Annotated in this window: 12 protein-coding genes, 1 pseudogene and 1 riboswitch; of the genes and pseudogenes, 9 read left to right on the forward strand and 4 right to left on the reverse strand. The window is 68.2% G+C overall.

Annotated features, from left to right (window positions below; translation table 11 throughout):
- Positions 1–6 precede the first annotated feature (6 nt).
- Entirely contained in the window at positions 7–222 is a 216-nt protein-coding gene (locus IH09_RS26480; protein ID WP_052859993.1) for a ferredoxin, read from the forward strand.
- Positions 223–845: 623 nt separating this feature from the next.
- The gene (locus IH09_RS26485; RefSeq protein WP_110952598.1) at positions 846–1,856 is read left to right on the forward strand and encodes a phosphotransferase family protein; all 1,011 of its coding nucleotides are present in this window, start codon (positions 846–848) and stop codon (positions 1,854–1,856) included.
- Between the two features lie 1,211 nt (positions 1,857–3,067).
- On the opposite strand, the gene IH09_RS26490 is transcribed toward IH09_RS26485, so the two are convergent.
- On the reverse strand, positions 3,068–3,769 hold the full coding sequence (locus tag IH09_RS26490) for an alpha/beta fold hydrolase (protein ID WP_052859995.1): 702 nt from the start codon (positions 3,767–3,769) through the stop codon (positions 3,068–3,070).
- A 587-nt stretch (positions 3,770–4,356) separates the two neighbouring features.
- Here IH09_RS26490 and IH09_RS26495 point away from each other — a divergent pair.
- Complete coding sequence (locus IH09_RS26495; protein ID WP_052859996.1) at positions 4,357–5,565, forward strand: cytochrome P450 family protein; 1,209 nt, start codon at positions 4,357–4,359, stop codon at positions 5,563–5,565.
- A gap of 131 nt (positions 5,566–5,696) precedes the next feature.
- On the opposite strand, the gene IH09_RS26500 is transcribed toward IH09_RS26495, so the two are convergent.
- The gene (locus tag IH09_RS26500; RefSeq protein WP_318279553.1) at positions 5,697–6,347 is read right to left on the reverse strand and encodes a TetR/AcrR family transcriptional regulator; all 651 of its coding nucleotides are present in this window, start codon (positions 6,345–6,347) and stop codon (positions 5,697–5,699) included.
- Positions 6,348–6,541: 194 nt separating this feature from the next.
- Here IH09_RS26500 and IH09_RS40215 point away from each other — a divergent pair.
- A pseudogene (locus tag IH09_RS40215) lies at positions 6,542–6,775 on the forward strand (MFS transporter); the annotation flags it as partial.
- A gap of 403 nt (positions 6,776–7,178) precedes the next feature.
- Positions 7,179–8,246 carry a glutathione S-transferase family protein gene (locus IH09_RS26510; protein ID WP_052859999.1) on the forward strand — a complete coding sequence of 356 codons (1,068 nt, stop codon included), beginning with the start codon at positions 7,179–7,181 and terminating at the stop codon, positions 8,244–8,246.
- 458 nt (positions 8,247–8,704) lie between these two features.
- Here IH09_RS26510 and IH09_RS26515 read toward each other — a convergent pair whose 3' ends face one another.
- A complete protein-coding gene (locus IH09_RS26515) occupies positions 8,705–9,382 on the reverse strand; it encodes a hypothetical protein (RefSeq protein ID WP_052860000.1) in 678 nt (225 codons plus the stop codon).
- Between the two features lie 528 nt (positions 9,383–9,910).
- Between IH09_RS26515 and IH09_RS26520 the strand changes: the two genes are divergently transcribed.
- The 4 genes from IH09_RS26520 (at position 9,911) to IH09_RS26535 (ending at position 15,170) form a co-directional block, all read left to right on the forward strand.
- Positions 9,911–10,798, forward strand: coding sequence for a LolA-like protein (locus tag IH09_RS26520; protein WP_052860001.1), 888 nt, complete (start codon positions 9,911–9,913; stop codon positions 10,796–10,798).
- A gap of 423 nt (positions 10,799–11,221) precedes the next feature.
- Positions 11,222–11,309: riboswitch (ZMP/ZTP riboswitch) on the forward strand.
- A gap of 42 nt (positions 11,310–11,351) precedes the next feature.
- Entirely contained in the window at positions 11,352–12,218 is an 867-nt protein-coding gene (locus IH09_RS26525) for a bifunctional 5,10-methylenetetrahydrofolate dehydrogenase/5,10-methenyltetrahydrofolate cyclohydrolase (protein ID WP_052860064.1), read from the forward strand.
- A 375-nt stretch (positions 12,219–12,593) separates the two neighbouring features.
- Positions 12,594–13,898, forward strand: a complete 1,305-nt coding sequence (locus IH09_RS26530; protein WP_110952599.1) for a serine hydrolase domain-containing protein — start codon at positions 12,594–12,596, stop codon at positions 13,896–13,898.
- A 321-nt stretch (positions 13,899–14,219) separates the two neighbouring features.
- On the forward strand, positions 14,220–15,170 hold the full coding sequence (locus tag IH09_RS26535; RefSeq protein WP_052860065.1) for an ornithine cyclodeaminase family protein: 951 nt from the start codon (positions 14,220–14,222) through the stop codon (positions 15,168–15,170).
- Between the two features lie 393 nt (positions 15,171–15,563).
- Here the strand turns inward: IH09_RS26535 and IH09_RS26540 are convergent, their stop codons facing one another.
- Positions 15,564–16,820: a PP2C family protein-serine/threonine phosphatase gene (locus IH09_RS26540; RefSeq protein WP_190233416.1), complete on the reverse strand. Its 1,257-nt coding sequence runs from the start codon at positions 16,818–16,820 to the stop codon at positions 15,564–15,566.
- Positions 16,821–16,838 lie beyond the last annotated feature (18 nt).

Raw genomic sequence — 16,838 nt, forward strand, 5'->3', positions numbered from 1 at the left:
GCACCTATGACGTGGCAGGTCGCGATCGACTCGCACCACTGCATGGCCTCCGGAGTCTGCGCCGGCACAGCACCTGACCTGTTCGCCCTCGACGGCACCCACGCCCGGCCGGTGAACACCGATATCGCGCCCGACGAACGCGCCCTGGACGCCGCCGATGTCTGCCCGGCGATGGCCATCACCATCCACGACGGCACGGAAGCCATCGGGCCTCGTCCCTAGGGGCTTCAGGAGCCTCCTAGTCCGGCCGGGCGCCCCGGCTCTCCACCCGCCTCCTTTTGTCCCGCGCTTCTCATCCCCTTCGCCGCGCTTCTCCCTGCGGCGGCGTCATCGCCGTCGGTCACCGCCGCCCTACCCTCGCGGTGATGGCCGACGACGAACGCGGCGCTAATCTCCCGCCGAAGAGGGCCGTAGCGCGGGCCGCCGGCACGGACCGCCCGGAGGCAGGAATTGCCCGCACCGTCTCAACTCGCGCCGCGATCGGGGAACACCACTGCCCGTAGGTGTTCCGGCGAGTTCCGGTATTCCCGATCACGTTCCTGGACAGTGGCATCGGCGGTGTCGGCGGAGGCTGCAGTGCGCCTGGCGGCAGTGAGCGCGTACGTGGCCACGTACGGAGCGTGCCTCGCGACGTGGGTGGTCGCGGCGGCGCGAACCGCGTCCTGACCGGTGTGGCGGGCAGCGGCATACGCGGCGAATGCGGCGGCCCGCGCCTTTCACCTGGCTCATGCTGTCCAATTCGTTCGCCAGGGAGACACCTGCCCTGGGGCCGCCAACGGAATGGTCTCCGAGGTGGTCGAAATACGGGAGACCACGGAAAGCGACCCGTGCCAGCATGCCGGTTCATGGAAGACGACGAGAACGGCCAGGAGGCACTGGCGGCAATTGCCGCTCGGCATCGGATCCCCGCCGAGGAGGTACGGCCCATCCCTTCGGGAGTGGCCAACCACGTTTACCTCCTCGGGGACCACATGGTGCTGCGAATCCCTCGGACGGAGGCTTTCGTCGCCGACCTCGTCAAGGAGGCGGCGGTCATCCCCGCCGCGCGGCGCGCCGGGGTACTCACCCCCGAAGTCATCACCTTCGATGACACCCGCTCCGAGATGAACGTGCCCTATATGGTGCTCGGCCGGGCACCAGGGGTCGATCTCGCACAACTCGAACTGTCCGAGACGGCGACGCAGAAGGTCCTTCACCAGGTGGGACGGGAGTTGGCCAAGCTCCACCGGCTCTCTCCTGCCGCCCCAGCGGCCACAGCCACAGCGATGGAGCTTCCCGGCGTTCCCATGGACCGTGCGGCCGGGGATCCCCGGTCGCTGGTGGCCCGTCTGCTGGCCTATGGACACCTGGACGCATCCGCCGCTCGCTGGCTCACCGAATGGTTCGACCGGCTGTCGGAACATCTTCCCGCCGAACCACAGCAGACCCTGGTGCACGGTGACATCGCCCCGCAGAATCTCCTCGTCTCCCCCGGGACGACGGACCTCACCGGCATCGTGGACTGGGGCGACGCCCAGTGGGCCGACCCCGCGACCGAATTCGCCAAGTTTCCGCTGAGCGCCGTTCCCGCCATGCTCGACGGATATCGGGGACAACAGGGAGATCCGGGTGATCCGGGTGATCCGGGGTATCGAATGGAGACCGCTGAAGAACCACCGGCGAGGACCCACGCCTGGGAGGCACGGGTGCTGTGGCACCACCTCCACTGGGCCCTCGGCCGCCTGATGGATCCCGTCCCCAGGCCCGGTGAACGCCACTGGACCGCGCCACCCGCGAGCCGGCTCCTCAGCATCTTGCGCTTCTTCGCCGCGGCGCCACCCACACCGTGGTCCGCCCTGGCCCAGCCAGTGCGCTGAGGTCGGGGACCGGCCGCTCTCGGCATCGCGCCGTGCCACGTCACGGCCTGTCTCTGCCCGGACGTGGCACGCGGGTCAAGCCCCAATGAGCAGTTGGCGCATCCCCACCTGCCCACCGTAGCTCACCGATCCCGGGCCTTACGGCGTCGTCGTGGGCGGCACACGCAGCCGGGGGCGCCCTCGCGGATCTGGCGATAGGTGGGAGCGACGTCCCGGCCGCAGTGGGCGCAGCGGCAGGGCCACGGCTCGTAGGCGCCGGGGCAGGGCACGAGCGGGATCAGGCCGGCGGCATGCATGAGGCGCTCGGCTACGGTGCCGACACCAGTGCCCATGCCCGTGCCCGTACCGGTACCGCTGCTGATGTCCGTACCGACGCCGGCCGGAGGCTGCATCGGCTGCGCCGGATGGGTCAGCTGAGGGGGGTACGCCACGTCTCCCGCGGGCGGCTGCTCCGCGCGCACCGGGAATTCGGGCTCCCAGGAAGCAGCGTGCGGGGCGACCGGAGAGACCGGATGGTCAAAGCTCGCGGAATCGGAACCCGAGGAGTCGGAACCCGAGAAGTCGGAGCCCGAGGGATCGGGACGCGGAATATCAGGCATCGGCAGAGCCGGCAGCCGTGGGTCCGGCCCAACCGGAGGCGCCACCGTGGCGTCCGGCACCGGGGTCGGTGCAGGAATGGATGTACGGGTCGGCGTCGGGGATTGCGACGGGAGTGACGGCTGCTCGGGCGGTGCCGGTGGGGCGTGGTCACCGGCGTGCCATTGATGCAGGCAGTCGGCGCACCACCACAGCAGTTCGCCGCCTCCGTAGACGCCCTCGTCCTCCCACAGCAGGTCGGTGCTGCCGCAAGAGGGGCAAGGCGTGGGTGGGGTACGGCGCAGCCGTGCGCGGAGGTTCATGAGTGGGACCTGGTCATGGTTCTCCGACTTCATCTGTTCGGCGCTGTGGTGGCAAGGGTTCGTCGTGCCGCGGTCTGCCGGTCGGCAGCCGCTCGGTCGGGTCGGGTCGGCTGTTCAGGCTTGTGGCCCGGGAAGCCGACAACACGTCTGTGATGGGGTGGACGGCCGTCTCACGAAGCGTAAGACGCGATAATTCGGTTGGTCGCCTCGCGAAGAGTAAAACGCGGTAATTCACTGCAAGCCATTACGCAGGGTGGCCGCACACCGGACGGACCTTCGGCTGTGTGCCTCGGGGACAGGGTGGCCATGCTGTCAACGTGTGGTGGTCGCCCCCGCACCGGCGCGGTGCGGGGATCCGGCGTCGTCAAGGAGTTCGCGCACGAGGCCGCTGATCAGCTCGGGCCGTCCGACGAACGGGGAGTGGCCGGTCCGCCACTCACGGACGAAGCCGCAGCGTACGGCCATTCTTCGTTGGAGGCGGGGGTCGATCGCCCGGTCCTGAGAACAGACGATGTACGTGGCGGGGGCCCGCTTCCAGCTCTGCCGCTCCGGGACTCCCCGCCCGCAGCCGGGTGCCTGGGCACGCAGCAGCCGCACCGCATCAGCGGCGAGGTGCGCGGGACAGTCGGCATAGAGGACATCACCGGCTCGGTCCGGGTCGAGGCGTGTGGAGCCGTCCGCCTCCGGCACGATGGCCGCCTGTAGTTCGGGGGATGTCCCGCCCAGGCCCGACGCGCTCTGGGCCGCATCCGGCACGAAGGCGGCCAGGTACACCAGATGCGCGACGCCGCGCAGACCGGTGATCACCGACCCACCGTAGGAGTGCCCCAGCACCACGGGCGGCTCTCCCAGCCCGTCGACCGCAGCCTGAACCACCGCCGTATCCGCCGCCAGTGAACCCCGGTGCAGCTCGGGGACGACGACCTCGGCGCCCGATGTCCGCAAGTCCGCGGCCACCCGGGCGAAATGCTCTGGCCGGTGATACAACCCGTGAACCAGCACCACTCCGGCCACTTCAGCCACCTCCCCAGACCGAACCCGGAGACCAAACCCCAGGTGGTAGCGATCGTAGACCGCTCGGCACAACCACCGCCTCAGTGCCCGATCGCTCGCCCGGATCATCGTCCGAGATCATCGGCGCTACGTCACCTGCCGGGTCATCCGCTACGTCATCGACGCCGGACCGCTCGGCCCGGGGGCGCGGCCACACCCCCTTCGTACGGCCGTCCCCTCACCTTGGCAACGGGCGGAAGGCAGCAAGCAGAAGGGTGAGAGACGGCTCATGGACCCCGCCGGGACATCGCCGGATTCGCCAGGGCCCGCAGCCCGGCCGGGACACCGCCGGGTCGTCCAGAACCCGCAGCCCGGCCGTCCCGCCTCGCCCCACAGCAGCAGTTCGCGGCCGCGCCCTCCCAAGCCGCCCCATAGCCCCTCCCGTCCCAGGTGGACACACCCGCCTTCCGGACGATGGAGGAAGCACTGCGTTCGGAGGACAGGAGGCGAACCGGTTCCTCCGCTGGGCCGATGTCGGCGCCGGGGCCCGCGCATACGGTGACAGTGACTGCTGGCCGGGTTACGTACATCATCGAAAGGGGCAGCGCATGCCGGAGATTGTCGATCTGGGCGCCTACGGTACGGACTTCATCTCAGACCCCTATCCCTACTACGCCGAACTGCGCGCCCGGGGGCCGGTGCACCGTGTGCGCCTCCCCGACGGCACGATGGCCTGGCTGGTCGTCGGCCACGAAGCCGTCCGGGCCGCGCTGACGGACGCCCGGATCAACAAGGACTGGCGCGCCGCCGGGCTGGGGGACGAGAGCGTCGACGCATCACCGCTGTTCACGAACATGCTGGATACCGACCCGCCGCAGCACACCCGGCTGCGGAAGCTGGTGGCCAAGGAGTTCACCTCCCGGCGTGTCGAGGCGCTCCGTCCACGCGTGCAGCAGATCACCGACGAGCTGCTCGACGCGATGCTCGGCGCACCCGACGGCCGTGCCGACCTCGTGGATGCGCTCGCCTTCCCATTGCCCATCACCGTCATCTGCGAACTGCTGGGTGTCCCCTCCATGGACCGGGAGGAGTTCCGCTCCTGGTCCAACGAGATCGTCGCGCCGACGACCCCGGAGGCGGCGCAGGCCGCGGCCGAAGCGATGGCCAAGTATCTCGACGGTCTCATCGACGGCAAGCGCGCCGCCGCCGCCGACGACGACCTGCTCAGCGCCTTGATCCGCACCAGCGACGAGGACGGCGACCAGCTGTCCCCCGGTGAACTGATAGGCATGGCCTTCCTGTTGCTGGTCGCCGGCCACGAGACGACCGTCAACCTGCTGTCCAACGGCGTACGCGCCCTGCTCCGGCACCCGGACCAACTGGCCGCTCTCCGTGCCGACTACACCCTCCTCGACAACGCCGTGGAGGAGATGCTGCGCTACGACGGTCCCGTGGAGACGGCCACCTGGCGCTTCGTCGCGGAGCCGGTCGAGATCGGTGGCACGCTCATCCCTGCCGGGGAACCCGTACTGGTCGCCCTCGCCTCCGCCTCCCGTGACCCCGAGCGTTTCGTCGCCGCCGACGACTTCGACATCACGCGCGAGACCCGCGGTCATGTCGCGTTCGGCCACGGCATCCACTTCTGCCTCGGTGCCCCGCTGGCCCGCCTGGAGGCCCGGATCGCCATCCGCACCCTGTTGGACCGCTGTCCCGGCCTTGCCATGGACACCGATCCGGACGCCCTGACCTGGCGCACCGGGATGCTCATCCGGGGACCGCAGCAGCTTCCGGTCCGCTGGACCGGGCCGGACGCGTAGGGGGTGTCCGCGGTCGGCCCCGGCCGCCGCCCCGGGGGTGCCTTCCGGCTGGGTTCCGGCGTTCCGTGGACGTGATCGCGTATGGGTGACCGGCCGGCCGCTGCGCCGTACGCTTGGCCGCCGCCCTCCGTTCAGTGCGCGGCGCCCGGCCCGTAGGCGCGCAGGAAGACCCGTACACCGCCGGCGACGAGGTCATCGATCTCCGGCTCGCCGAGCGGTATGGACCCGTACCAGGAGCGGTGGTTGACGCGGCTGGTGACCAAGACACCGAGGAATTCGGCCGCTTCGGACGGGTCGGGGACGTCCAGGAGGCCCCGGGCGCCAAGTTCGGCCAGCCGGTCGGCCAGGGCACGCTGGACGGGGCGGTCCTCGGGGGGCATCCGGAGCAGCGCCGGGAAGTGGGGCGCTTCCGCGATCATCAGCCGCATGACGGCGGCCCGCTCGTCCGAGCTGGCGACCTCCGTCGCGAAGGTGCGACCGAAGGCGGTCAGGGCGGCCTCCAGCTCTGTTTCGTCCGCGACGGAGGACTTCAGGGTCCGGTCCAGCAGGTCCTGGAACGACACCGTGTGTGCCGCCATAGTGTCCTCCACGGCGGAGAGGAAGAGCCTCTCTTTGCCGCCGTAGTAGTCGTAGATCGTGCGCTTGGAGACCCCTGCCGCCTTGGCGATGGCGTCGACACTTGCGCGCGCGTAGCCGTCCTGCACGAAAATATCGAGCGCCGCCCGGACGATCGCGGCGCGTTTGGCGGGTGACCCCTGACGGAGGGTCGGGGTATTCGACACGAGCGGAATCCTTCCGACTTCTTCCGATATTCGCTACACCGAATAGTGTAGCTCATCACACTGCACAGTGTAGTGTGGAGGATATGGCGCAGCGCACAGAGACCGGCACACCCCCTGTCGGCCGACTCGACCCCGGCCTGCTGAAACTCGCGGCCGTCATCGTCGGGTCCGTCACCGCCATGCTGGACATGACGATGGTCACGGTCGCACTGGCCGACCTGACCCGCGCGTTCGGCGCGCCCGTGACCACGGTCCAGTGGGTCAGCACCGCCTATCTGCTGACCATCGCGATGGTCATCCCGACAACCGGCCGCCTCGTGGAACGCTTCGGCGCCCGCGCCCTGTGGATGTTCGCGCTCTCGGCCTTCCTCATCGGCTCCGCACTGTGCGGCGCCGCCTGGTCGGTGGGCAGCCTGATCGCCTTCCGCGCCGTCCAGGGCATCGCCGGCGGCATGATCGTGCCGCTGAGCATGATGATCCTGACCCAGGCCGGAGGACAGCAATCAGCCCCTCAGCGGGTAACTCACTTTCCGGGCGGCGTGGCGGCCACGGCCCGACTTGACCCCGCGCCGCACGTCCCGTCGGCTCGTTTCCGGGGCAGGGCAGCCCTCGCCCTCGACGACGGCGCGTGTCCAGCGGAAGCGCTGCTGCGGGGGGCCCAAGGGACTCCCCCGCCCATGGCAGGAGTACGCCGGGCGGCTGATGCCCTGGTAGGCACGCAGTGGTTCGGGAAAGCTCGCACGGCACACCTGCCACGCCTGGACGCCTACCAAGCACACAGGCACAAGCACCCCGAGAACTCAGAGCACCGCCCACCGAAAGGACCCGGCGATGACCCGCCCCGCCGACAGCGAAGGCGACCCCGAAACCGAAACGGCACCCACGAGCGAGCCGGCGGCCAACGCCGAGTACGGCTCGAAACCCTTCAAACGGTCCAGGAGCCATTTCGCCGATCGCATCACGGCCGACGGCCGCGACGGCTGGCCGGTCGAGGCCGGCCGCTACCGGTTGGTGGCCAGCCGCGCCTGTCCCTGGGCGAGCCGCGCCGTCATCTCACGGCGGTTGCTCGGCCTGGAGGACGCACTGTCGCTCGCCATCGCCGACCCGATCCAGGACGACCGCAGCTGGCGCTTCACCCTGGACCCGGGCGGCCGTGATCCCGTACTCGGCATCCGCTTCCTCAGCGAGGCATACGACGCACGGGAGAGCGGCTACCCCGGTGGGGTGAGCGTGCCCGCCATCGTGGACGTACCCAGCGGAAAGCTCGTCACCAACGATTTCCAGCAGATCACCCTGGACCTCGCGATCGAATGGACGGCGCTGCACCGGCCCGGCGCCCCCGATCTGTACCCGGAGGCCCGGCGCGCGGAGATCGACGAGGTCATCGCCGACAACTACCGCGACCTCAACAATGGCGTCTACCGGGCCGGTTTCGCCGCGCAACAGAGTGAGTACGAGGACGCGTACCACGATGTTTTCCGACGACTGGACCTGCTCTCCGAGCGGCTGGCCCAGCGCCGCTACCTGGTAGGCGACACCATTACGGAGGCCGACATCCGGCTGTTCACCACACTGGTGCGCTTCGACGCCGTCTACCACGGACACTTCAAATGCAACCGGTTCAAGCTCGCCGAGGACCCGGTGCTGTGGTCGTACACCAAAGACCTCTACCAGACACCCGGCTTCGGCGACACCGTCGACTTCCACCACATCAAGCAGCACTACTACCGAGTGCACACCGGCATCAACCCGACCGGCATCGTCCCCCTCGGCCCGGACCTCGCCGGTTGGCTGACCCCGCACTATCGGGAGGAACTGGGCGGACGGCCCTTCGGAGACGGCACACCACCCGGCCCGGTACCCCCGAGCGAAGAAGTCCCTGCGACCGGCCGCCCCTGACACGGTCGTGCCGGCAAGGGCGCTCGCGATGGCGGGGGCGGCAACAAGGACGATCCTGGCGCCGCCCCGCCGCCGGCCCCCTCAGACGGCTCCGGGGCCGGAGCAGGTACCCGTCGGCGCTGAATACCCGGTCGGCGTCCAGCTCTGCCCCGTCCGGCCTGTCCGTTCAGATTGGGTGGCCCGATCCGAACGGGCCGCTCGATCTGCTCGATCTGCCCAGTCGGCTGATCTGTGCGGACGGCCTGATCAGTGCGGCTGATCGGGATACCCGGGCCCGTTGTCCCCCTCCACACCGACGTACGCGGACACGGGCATGCTTAAGGGCAGGGGCAGGGGCTGCCTGCTGGAAGCCCGCCGGACGGAGCTCGCGGCCGACATCCACCTCCCGGACCTGCCGGATGAATTTCGCCGTCGGCAAGTGCCGTGGCGCGCCACACCACGGGTCCTCACCAAGCCCCCTAACCCCTGGCCACCTTCTCCATGACCCGGTCGCGGACCTGGGCGTACACCACGTCATTCAGCCGCATCGGTCCGACCGCCGCCGTCAGACTGTGGCTCGCGGCAACGTCGAGTTGCAGCAGATGCGCGAAGTAGTCGGCGGTGAGCCAGAAAACGCCGCCGTTCATTACCACCCGGCCCTCGTGTTCGGTGACCGTGGCCACCTGGAACAACGCGTTCTTCCGCTTGTGACTGGCGCCCTCGAAGATTTCCGCGGCGGGCGCGTTGTCCGGCAGGGCCATTTCGGCCGCCAGCGCACCTCCCAGCGCCGCGCGCTGATCGTCGGGCACCTCAGCAGATTGCAGGGCCTCCAGAAGCACATGGTCGAGCGGTCCCGCTCCGGAGACAGGGCCGGGTGCCCCGAGCGGACTCGCGTTCCAGCCCATTTCATCGAGTGCACGGCGGTAGGAGACCAGCCACTGGCGAGGATTACCGAACCGTGCGCACTCGCGATCAGCCCTGCGCTGCGCGAAGAGGACGGAGTGCAGCACATCGCTTCTGTGTTGCTCGGTGACTGCCGGCAGAAACGCCAGGATGCTGCCCGCATCCACATATCCGGCGATGTCGTCACCGACGGCTACCGCACTCAGATCAAGTGGCACGATACCGGGGGCCGTATACATCTCGGGACTCGCCATATGGTGCTCTGCTCCTTGGTGCCTGTCGGCGCACGAGGTGCGCCGGAAATCTCAGCGGCAAACTTCAAGCCGCTCCATCCACCTTGCTCGCCACGCAGTACTCACCACTCGGCACTTGCCTCTCACTGCGCGCTCCCACTCTTCACTCACGTTACGTTGCGGAGAGCTCGATTCAGCCACCCGCCGAGTCCTGAAGGTGCTTTCACCACTGGCAGGCGCCGTGTCCGCCCGAGGCACCCAGCCGTCGGCCACCCCCGGAACGCAACTCCGCGCCGCTGTCGAACCAGAGCCGGAACCCGGCGACATGGCTTGGTCGGCCGGCACATCACGGCCCCCGCAATGGGGGTCCGACAGCCATGCCGAATGTGGGCGTCCCAGGTGGCATCGGTTCACTCACCCCGTCCACGAGGGTCGCCTCGATTGTGAAGGTGATGATCGCCGCGAAGATATGCCGTACGGAATGTCAGTGCCGTGGGCTACTGTCTCGATCAGTCGTATTTATATATGCCATGCACTCATGGGGGGACCATGAACCATTTTTCCCGTCCTTCGTTCCGTTCTGTTGGGGCGCTGCTGACCGGTGTCGTGCTGTGCGGCACGGCGGCGTGTTCGACGTCCGGCGGCAAGCCGTCGGACCATGCCGGGAAGTCGGAGCAGATCAACGCGTCGCCGGTCGCCGCGGTGCAGAAGGCAGTCGACAAGGGCGCCAAGCTCAATTCCTTCTCGTGCCGTATATCCGGCAAGATCCCCGGCCAGGGAAAGGTCGAGGGCAAGGTATCCATGAACCTCCACCCGCGCGCCATGGAAATGCGGATGAAGGCGTCAGGTGGTGAGGAGGAAGGGGAGTTCTCGGTCCGAGTCGTCGGTGACGCCCTCTACCTCGGCGGCGCCGAGGAACTGGCCGCCGCAATGCAGGGCAAGCACTGGGTGAAGATCGGTATGCAGGGCAAGGGACTCGGCGGGCAGAGCGGCTTGGGCGGAATGCAGCACCAGGCCGACCGGGACCCGGCGGCGCAGGCGTCGCTGCTCTCCCAGTCCCATGACGTCAAGAACATCGGCGAGGAGACCGTCGAGGGCATCAAGACAACGCACTACGCCGGCGCCGTCGATGTGGACGACCTCCTCAAGAAGTCGACCGCCAAGAGTCCCCTGGACGCCACGCGCCGCGCGAAGACGGTCGAGCAGTACAAAGAGCTCGGGGTGACCACGTTGAACCTTGACTTGTGGGTGGGGCCCGACGACCGCATGGTGAAGTTCCGCGAGCGTGCCGAGGCGGCCCAAGGCCCACTGGACATCTCCATGCGCTTCCTCGACATCAACAAGCCCGTGACGGTGGCGACGCCGCCCGCGTCCGACACCATGGATCTGGAGCAGAAGCTCAAGGAGCGGGCCGACGACGCCGACGGCGACATCTGAGCTGCCCACCATGCTCCGCGCCGGCCGCGGTCGGGCCCGGGTGAGCGACCTCGCTCCACCGCATCACCTCGGCCTGGCCGGGCCTCTCCGCTGGTACGTCGGGTAGTACGCCAACCGCGACCCCGTCACCACGCGTCGAACTGCTCGACGGCCGTCATACCGTCGGCGTGCCCCGGCGTACATCGGCATACGCCGAAATACACCGACGAAATGAACCGTCAAGTCGTCCCCCTCAACCACCGGACGGCCTTGGGCCGACAAGACGTTCGTCCGCCTCTTGCCGACACGATCAAGACACGACGGGGCGACGGGGCGACGGGGCGACGGGGCGACGGGGCGACGGGGCGACGGGGCGACGGGGCAAGGAGACAGTTCCCACCCGCTCACCTGTATCTCTCCGTAACACCCCTTCCATTACAGTGGACATCGGGCTGTAACTGGCGCTGAGGTGGAGTACCACCGGGGAGCAGCCCGGCCATCATGGTCCGTGCCGTGCGCCTGGGCGACTCACGTCGATGCTCAGGAGCACACCATGTCCCGGACCGCACGTCTCATGGACGGCATCGCGCCGGCCCGCCGCATCATCGACCAAGCCGCTCAGCGAGCTGCGACCGTCAACGAACAGACGGGGCAAGCCCCGTGCCTGGCGACGGTGCTGGTGGGTGAGGATCCCGCATCGGTGACTTACGTCCGCATGAAACGCGCTCGCTGCGAGAAGGCCGGCATCCGCTCCCGCCATGTCGCGCTGCCCGCCACAACCGGGACCGCCGAACTGGTCGACACCATCTCCGCGCTGTCTCACGATCCCGAGGTGCACGGCATCCTGCTGCAACACCCGGTCGGCCCGCACATCGACGAGCGCGCCGCGTTCGAGGCCATCGCTCCGGAGAAGGACGTCGACGGTGTCACGACGCGCTCGTTCGCCGCGATGAGCTTCGGCCTCAACGGCTTCGCCTCCTGCACTCCCGGCGGCATCGTCCGTCTCCTGGAGCACTACGACGTCGACCTGGCCGGCAAGCACGCGGCCGTCGTCGGCCGTAGCGCGATCCTCGGCAAGCCGCTCGGGATGCTGCTGCTCGCCCGCAACGCCACGGTGACCTACTGCCACTCTCACACCATCGATCTCCCGTCGATCACCAGGGACGCCGACATCGTGGTCGCCGCGGTCGGCCGGCCGCGGTTCCTGCTCGGCGACCACATCAAACCCGGCGCGGTGGTGATTGACGCCGGTTACAACCCCGGCAACATCGGCGATGTCGATTTCGAAAGCGCCAGTCGCCGCGCCGGCCTCATCACTCCGGTACCCGGCGGCGTAGGCCCCATGACCATCGCCACCCTCCTCGCCCAGACCGTCGACGCAGCCGCTCAGCAACTGGGGTGCACACCGGACGAGTCCTTCCCTCACTTCAGGAGCAACTGAACCGGCTACACCAACCCGTCACCGTCGAGGACGAGTTGTCGTCCAGCCCGCTCACGAAGCCAGTCGCCCGAAGCGCGATGCCGATGCCCCCGGAGAATGCCGCATACGCTCCTCAGCCACCGCCCACACGTCCCACCCACCTCACTGCTGACCTGCCTCCAGATTGCGGATTACGGATTGAGGTATGCCGCAAGCCGCGCGCCGCACGCGGCTCGGCATGGTGATGGAACAACGGTCTCCGTTAAACCTGACAGATGTCATACAGACCTAGGACCAAGGTAGTTCCAGGGGTGGATGGCCAGGCGTTGCCCCTCCGTGAGAATCAGAGCAACGGAGATCATGCGCCTGACACGGGCCTGAACCGACGGAGCCAGCATGTCCCTTGCCCATCCCAAGCGTCGCCGCATGCGACTCATCGGGACCACCACAGCCGTCCTTTTGGCGCTGGCGGTCCCCACCACTTCGGCCCTTCCCTCCCAGACCGCCTCCGGACGCCCCGGCACCACCGCAATTGCCGATTCCGCGCACCGAGCCAACCTCGATCCTTCGGCGCTTGCGGACACTCTCAAGGCGTTCCATGACGCGGGAATGTATGGCGCCTACTCGGCCGTCCGCGATGGCTCCGCGGAGTGGCAGGGAGCCGCAGGCGTCGCCGATGTCGACACCAGTCGCCCCGCCACACCCCTGATGCGACACCGGATCGGCAGCATCACGAAGACCTTCACGGCGGTCGCCGTGCTCCAGGAAGTCGGCAAGGGCCGAATCGACCTCGACGCGCCGATAGGGCGCTATCTTCCCGATCTCCTCCCCGGGGAGCGCGGCCGGGCCATCACGGTCCGGATGTTGCTCAACCACACCAGCGGCATCGGCGACTACGGCACGGCAGTCTTCGCGACGCCGGAAAGCCTGGAAGACAACCGCTTCCACCAGTTCGCCCCGGTAGAACTGGCCCGGCTCGGCCTGAAATCAGCTCCGTTGGGCAATCCAGGCGCGGAACATCACTACGCCAACACCAACTACGTCATTGCCGGACTCCTGCTTCAGAAGGTCACCGGCGAGGCTCCGGAAAAGTACATCACCACACACGTCATCCGTAGGGCTGGCCTCACACATACATATTTCCCGAGCTCGCCGTACATCACCGGGCCACACGCCAAGATGTACGAGGCCGGATACGGAGGCTTCAACCCGCCCCGTGACTTCAGCGTCTACAACATGTCCTGGGCGGGCACGGCCGGTTCACTGGTGTCGACGATGCCCGATCTGAACCGGTTCTACCGTCTGCTGCTGAGTGGCGGTCTCCTCGCCCCCGCCCAGTTGCAACAGATGAAGACCACCGTGCCGATCGAAGGCAGTATGGCGCGCTACGGCCTGGGGCTGTTCATGACGAAGACACCATGCGGAGAATTCTGGGGACACAACGGCCTCGTGCTCGGGGCCATGACCTGGTCCCTTTCCAGCCCGGACGGTCAGCGCCAGATATCCCTGGGGTTCAATCTGACGCGATATCAAAAACTGAACGGGAACAACGCTCCCGAGCCCAGCCCCATCGACGCCGCCATGGACGTGCATGTGGCACAGGCGCTCTGCGGAACTGACGGAATTCCCCGGCCGGTGGAGCAACGTGCCCTCCCGCTGCCCGCCACCCAGCAGGACCTACCTCAGCCGGCACACCGCTAGAGCTTTGCGGGGATTCCTGGGGAGAAAGCTCCCGTTCTGACATCTGGGTGCGCACCGTCTGTCCAGGCTCCATGCTCAGGCATTCGGCCCCACGCCGATGAGACGGTGGTGGCTGGCGCCGGAATTCCGCCTGGCCCGTCGCACACCGCACACCGCACACCGCAGGATGCGAACCCAGGGAACGGAGAAGGACCGAATAGAAGAGGTCAGAAACAAGAGATCGTCAGCCCGATCGATGACGTCGACCACAAGATGCCCGACCACCCGACAGCAGCCCTCCCCATCCCCCACAAGAGTCACGCAGGTGAAAGCATGATCGGCGTGACTCGCATACTCACTCGGCGCGATCTGCTCGCCGTACTCGACCCCAGCACCTGCCTCCAGGCACTCCGCGACGGATTTCACCACGCCCCGAGCGGGACAACTCCGGGACAGCGGGTACGTACCGATCTTCCCTTTCCGGGCACGGCCACGGCGCTGCTCCCCGGCCTGCTACCGGGTATCCATGCCTACACCGTGAAGGTCAACGCGAAGTTCCCCGGCGCTCGCCCGGCGCTGCGCGGCGTCATCTGCCTGCACAGTGGCCGGGACGGCGAGCTGCTCGCTCTACTCGACTCCGCCACCGTCACGGCCTGGCGCACCGGTCTGGCAGCCGCTCTCGGCACCGATCGACTCGCTGCACCCGACCCACACGGTGTTGCGGCGCTGGGCGTCATCGGGGCCGGCGCACAGGCGGAACTCACCCTCCTCGGCCTGCGCGAACTGCGCCGCTGGGGCGAACTGACCGTGTACGACACCGACCCGCAGCGCGCTGCCGCCTTCGCCGCGCGGCATGGTGGCCGCACCGCCGACTCCGCCGCCGAAGTCGCCGCCCACGCGACGATCGTCCTGATGGCCACCTGGTCCCGCACTCCTCTCCTCGGGCTTGCCGATGTGCGCCCCGGCCATCACCTGACCAGCCTCGGCGCCGACGAACCCGGAAAGCAGGAGCTGGCTGCTGATCTCCTGGACGCGGCGCTGCTCACCGTCGACGACCGTATTCTGGCGGCCGCCACCGGCGCGCTCGCGAACGCCGGGCTGCCTGCCGAGGCCGCCGACGCCACCCTCGGCGAGATCCTCCGCCACGAGCACCCCGGCAGGATTCAGCCCGAGGACATCACCGTGTACGCCCCGGTGGGCCTGCCCTGGCAAGACCTCGCCCTCGCCTGGATCGCCTATCAGGAAGCCGAACGCCGAGCCGTCGGAACCACCGTCGACCTGCTCCTTGAGTGACAAGCTCGCCATCACGAGCCCGGACGGGCAACTGCTTCCGAGGCACCGGTCCCCCGGCGGAGCCGCCGTTCCCAGCAGCGCAAACACCAGCGTGCAGATCGGGCTCAGTCTGGTACCAGGATCGGGCACACATCGGCCACCGCAAAAGCGCGGGTAGCCGATAAAAGTTGGCCTTCAGCGACGGCTGATCCCCCGCGTACCGGACCAACCACACCACCCGGCACTTTGGTCTCCGTCGGCGCCTCCAAGTAAACGTCCGGCAGCAGCGGCAATGCGCACTGCCCCCACACCGCACAGCCCCTAGGCCGGGGAAAACCCAATTCCGGCGGCGGCAAACAACAGACGGCAGGGATTCTCCGGGGTTCGGAGCCCACGCGAGACGTAATCCATACATCAGTTCAAGCGAGGCGAGTCGCTTGGCAACCGGCGGATGGCGACGGCTGCGGCGTCGTCGCCCAGTCGGCCGTGCGTATGCGCCAGCAAGTCTTCGCGCAGGCGCCGCAATGCGTGCTTCGGACTGCTCGCGCTCCAAGCGGCGGCGCGTTCTGCGAGCGGGTAGAACGTGCCGTTGCGGTCGCGAGCTTCGATCACGCCGTCGGTATAGAGGAGAAGCAGGTCACCGGCTTCGAAAGGAAATGCCTCAACCTCGTAGTCAGGGGCACCGGGGAGGCCACCGAGGCCGATGGGAAGGGAGATTCGTTTGGGGTGCAGAGTGGTGGCACGTCCGTCACGGAGGAGCAGCGCGGGCGGGTGGCCACACGTGATGGTGTGAAACACGGGCCGGTGATCGGGGATGTCGAGCAAGGAAACGGTCGCGAAGGTCTCATCGCTGCCAATGTCCAGGTCGAAGCCGGTTTCGGTGCCGGTACCAGCACCGATGTCTGTGTAGGCGTCATTGCCTGCGCCGATGTCGATGTCCGGAGCGGGGGCGGAGACATGGGTGGGACCGGGGGCGGGAGCGGGTTCCGGAGCGGTATGCCATTGGGCGCCGTCCCAGCGGATGGCGCCGTCGAGGTGGCGGGCGAGGTTGGGAAGGGTGGCCTGACGGTGGGCCGCCGCGTGGAAGGCGCCGAGGATGAGGGCGGCGTGGCTGTAGGCCGGCAGGCCCTTGCCTCGTACATCGCCGATGATCAAGCGGGTGCTGCGCGTGGTACGTGCCGCGGCGAAGAGGTCGCCGCCCATCTCCGCTTCCTCCTCGGCCGCGAGGTAGAGGGTGGCGATCTCCAGATCGGCGCTCCGCCGCGGCAACGGGCGTAGCAGGACCTGCTGCGCGACGGCGGCCACCGACCGGCTCTGCGTCAGGCGCCGCTCGTCGCGATCGCGTAGGGCGGTGAAGAGCACGACAAGAGCGGAGACGATCACCAGCGCCGCGATCTGGGCCTGGAGGTTCTCGGTGATCAGCTCATTGCGCAGAGTGCCGATGAACAGCAGGGCGGCGGCCGCCAGCACACCGATCCCTGCCGTGAGGAAGGGGCCAGCGAAGGCTGCCGTGAGGGCGGGTGCCGCGACGAGGAGCGGCCCCAGATGGATATCGGGCGGGGCCAGGACATCGACCGCGCAGACCGCGACGATGAGACCGAGCGGAATCAGCACCAGGACCTGAGCCAGTTCCCGCCCTCTCCGCAGATTGCTCAGTCGTCGAATGGGCATGCGCCATGTTTACATCCA

Source organism: Streptomyces celluloflavus (assembly GCA_000720995.1).
Lineage (GTDB): Bacteria > Actinomycetota > Actinomycetes > Streptomycetales > Streptomycetaceae > Streptomyces > Streptomyces celluloflavus.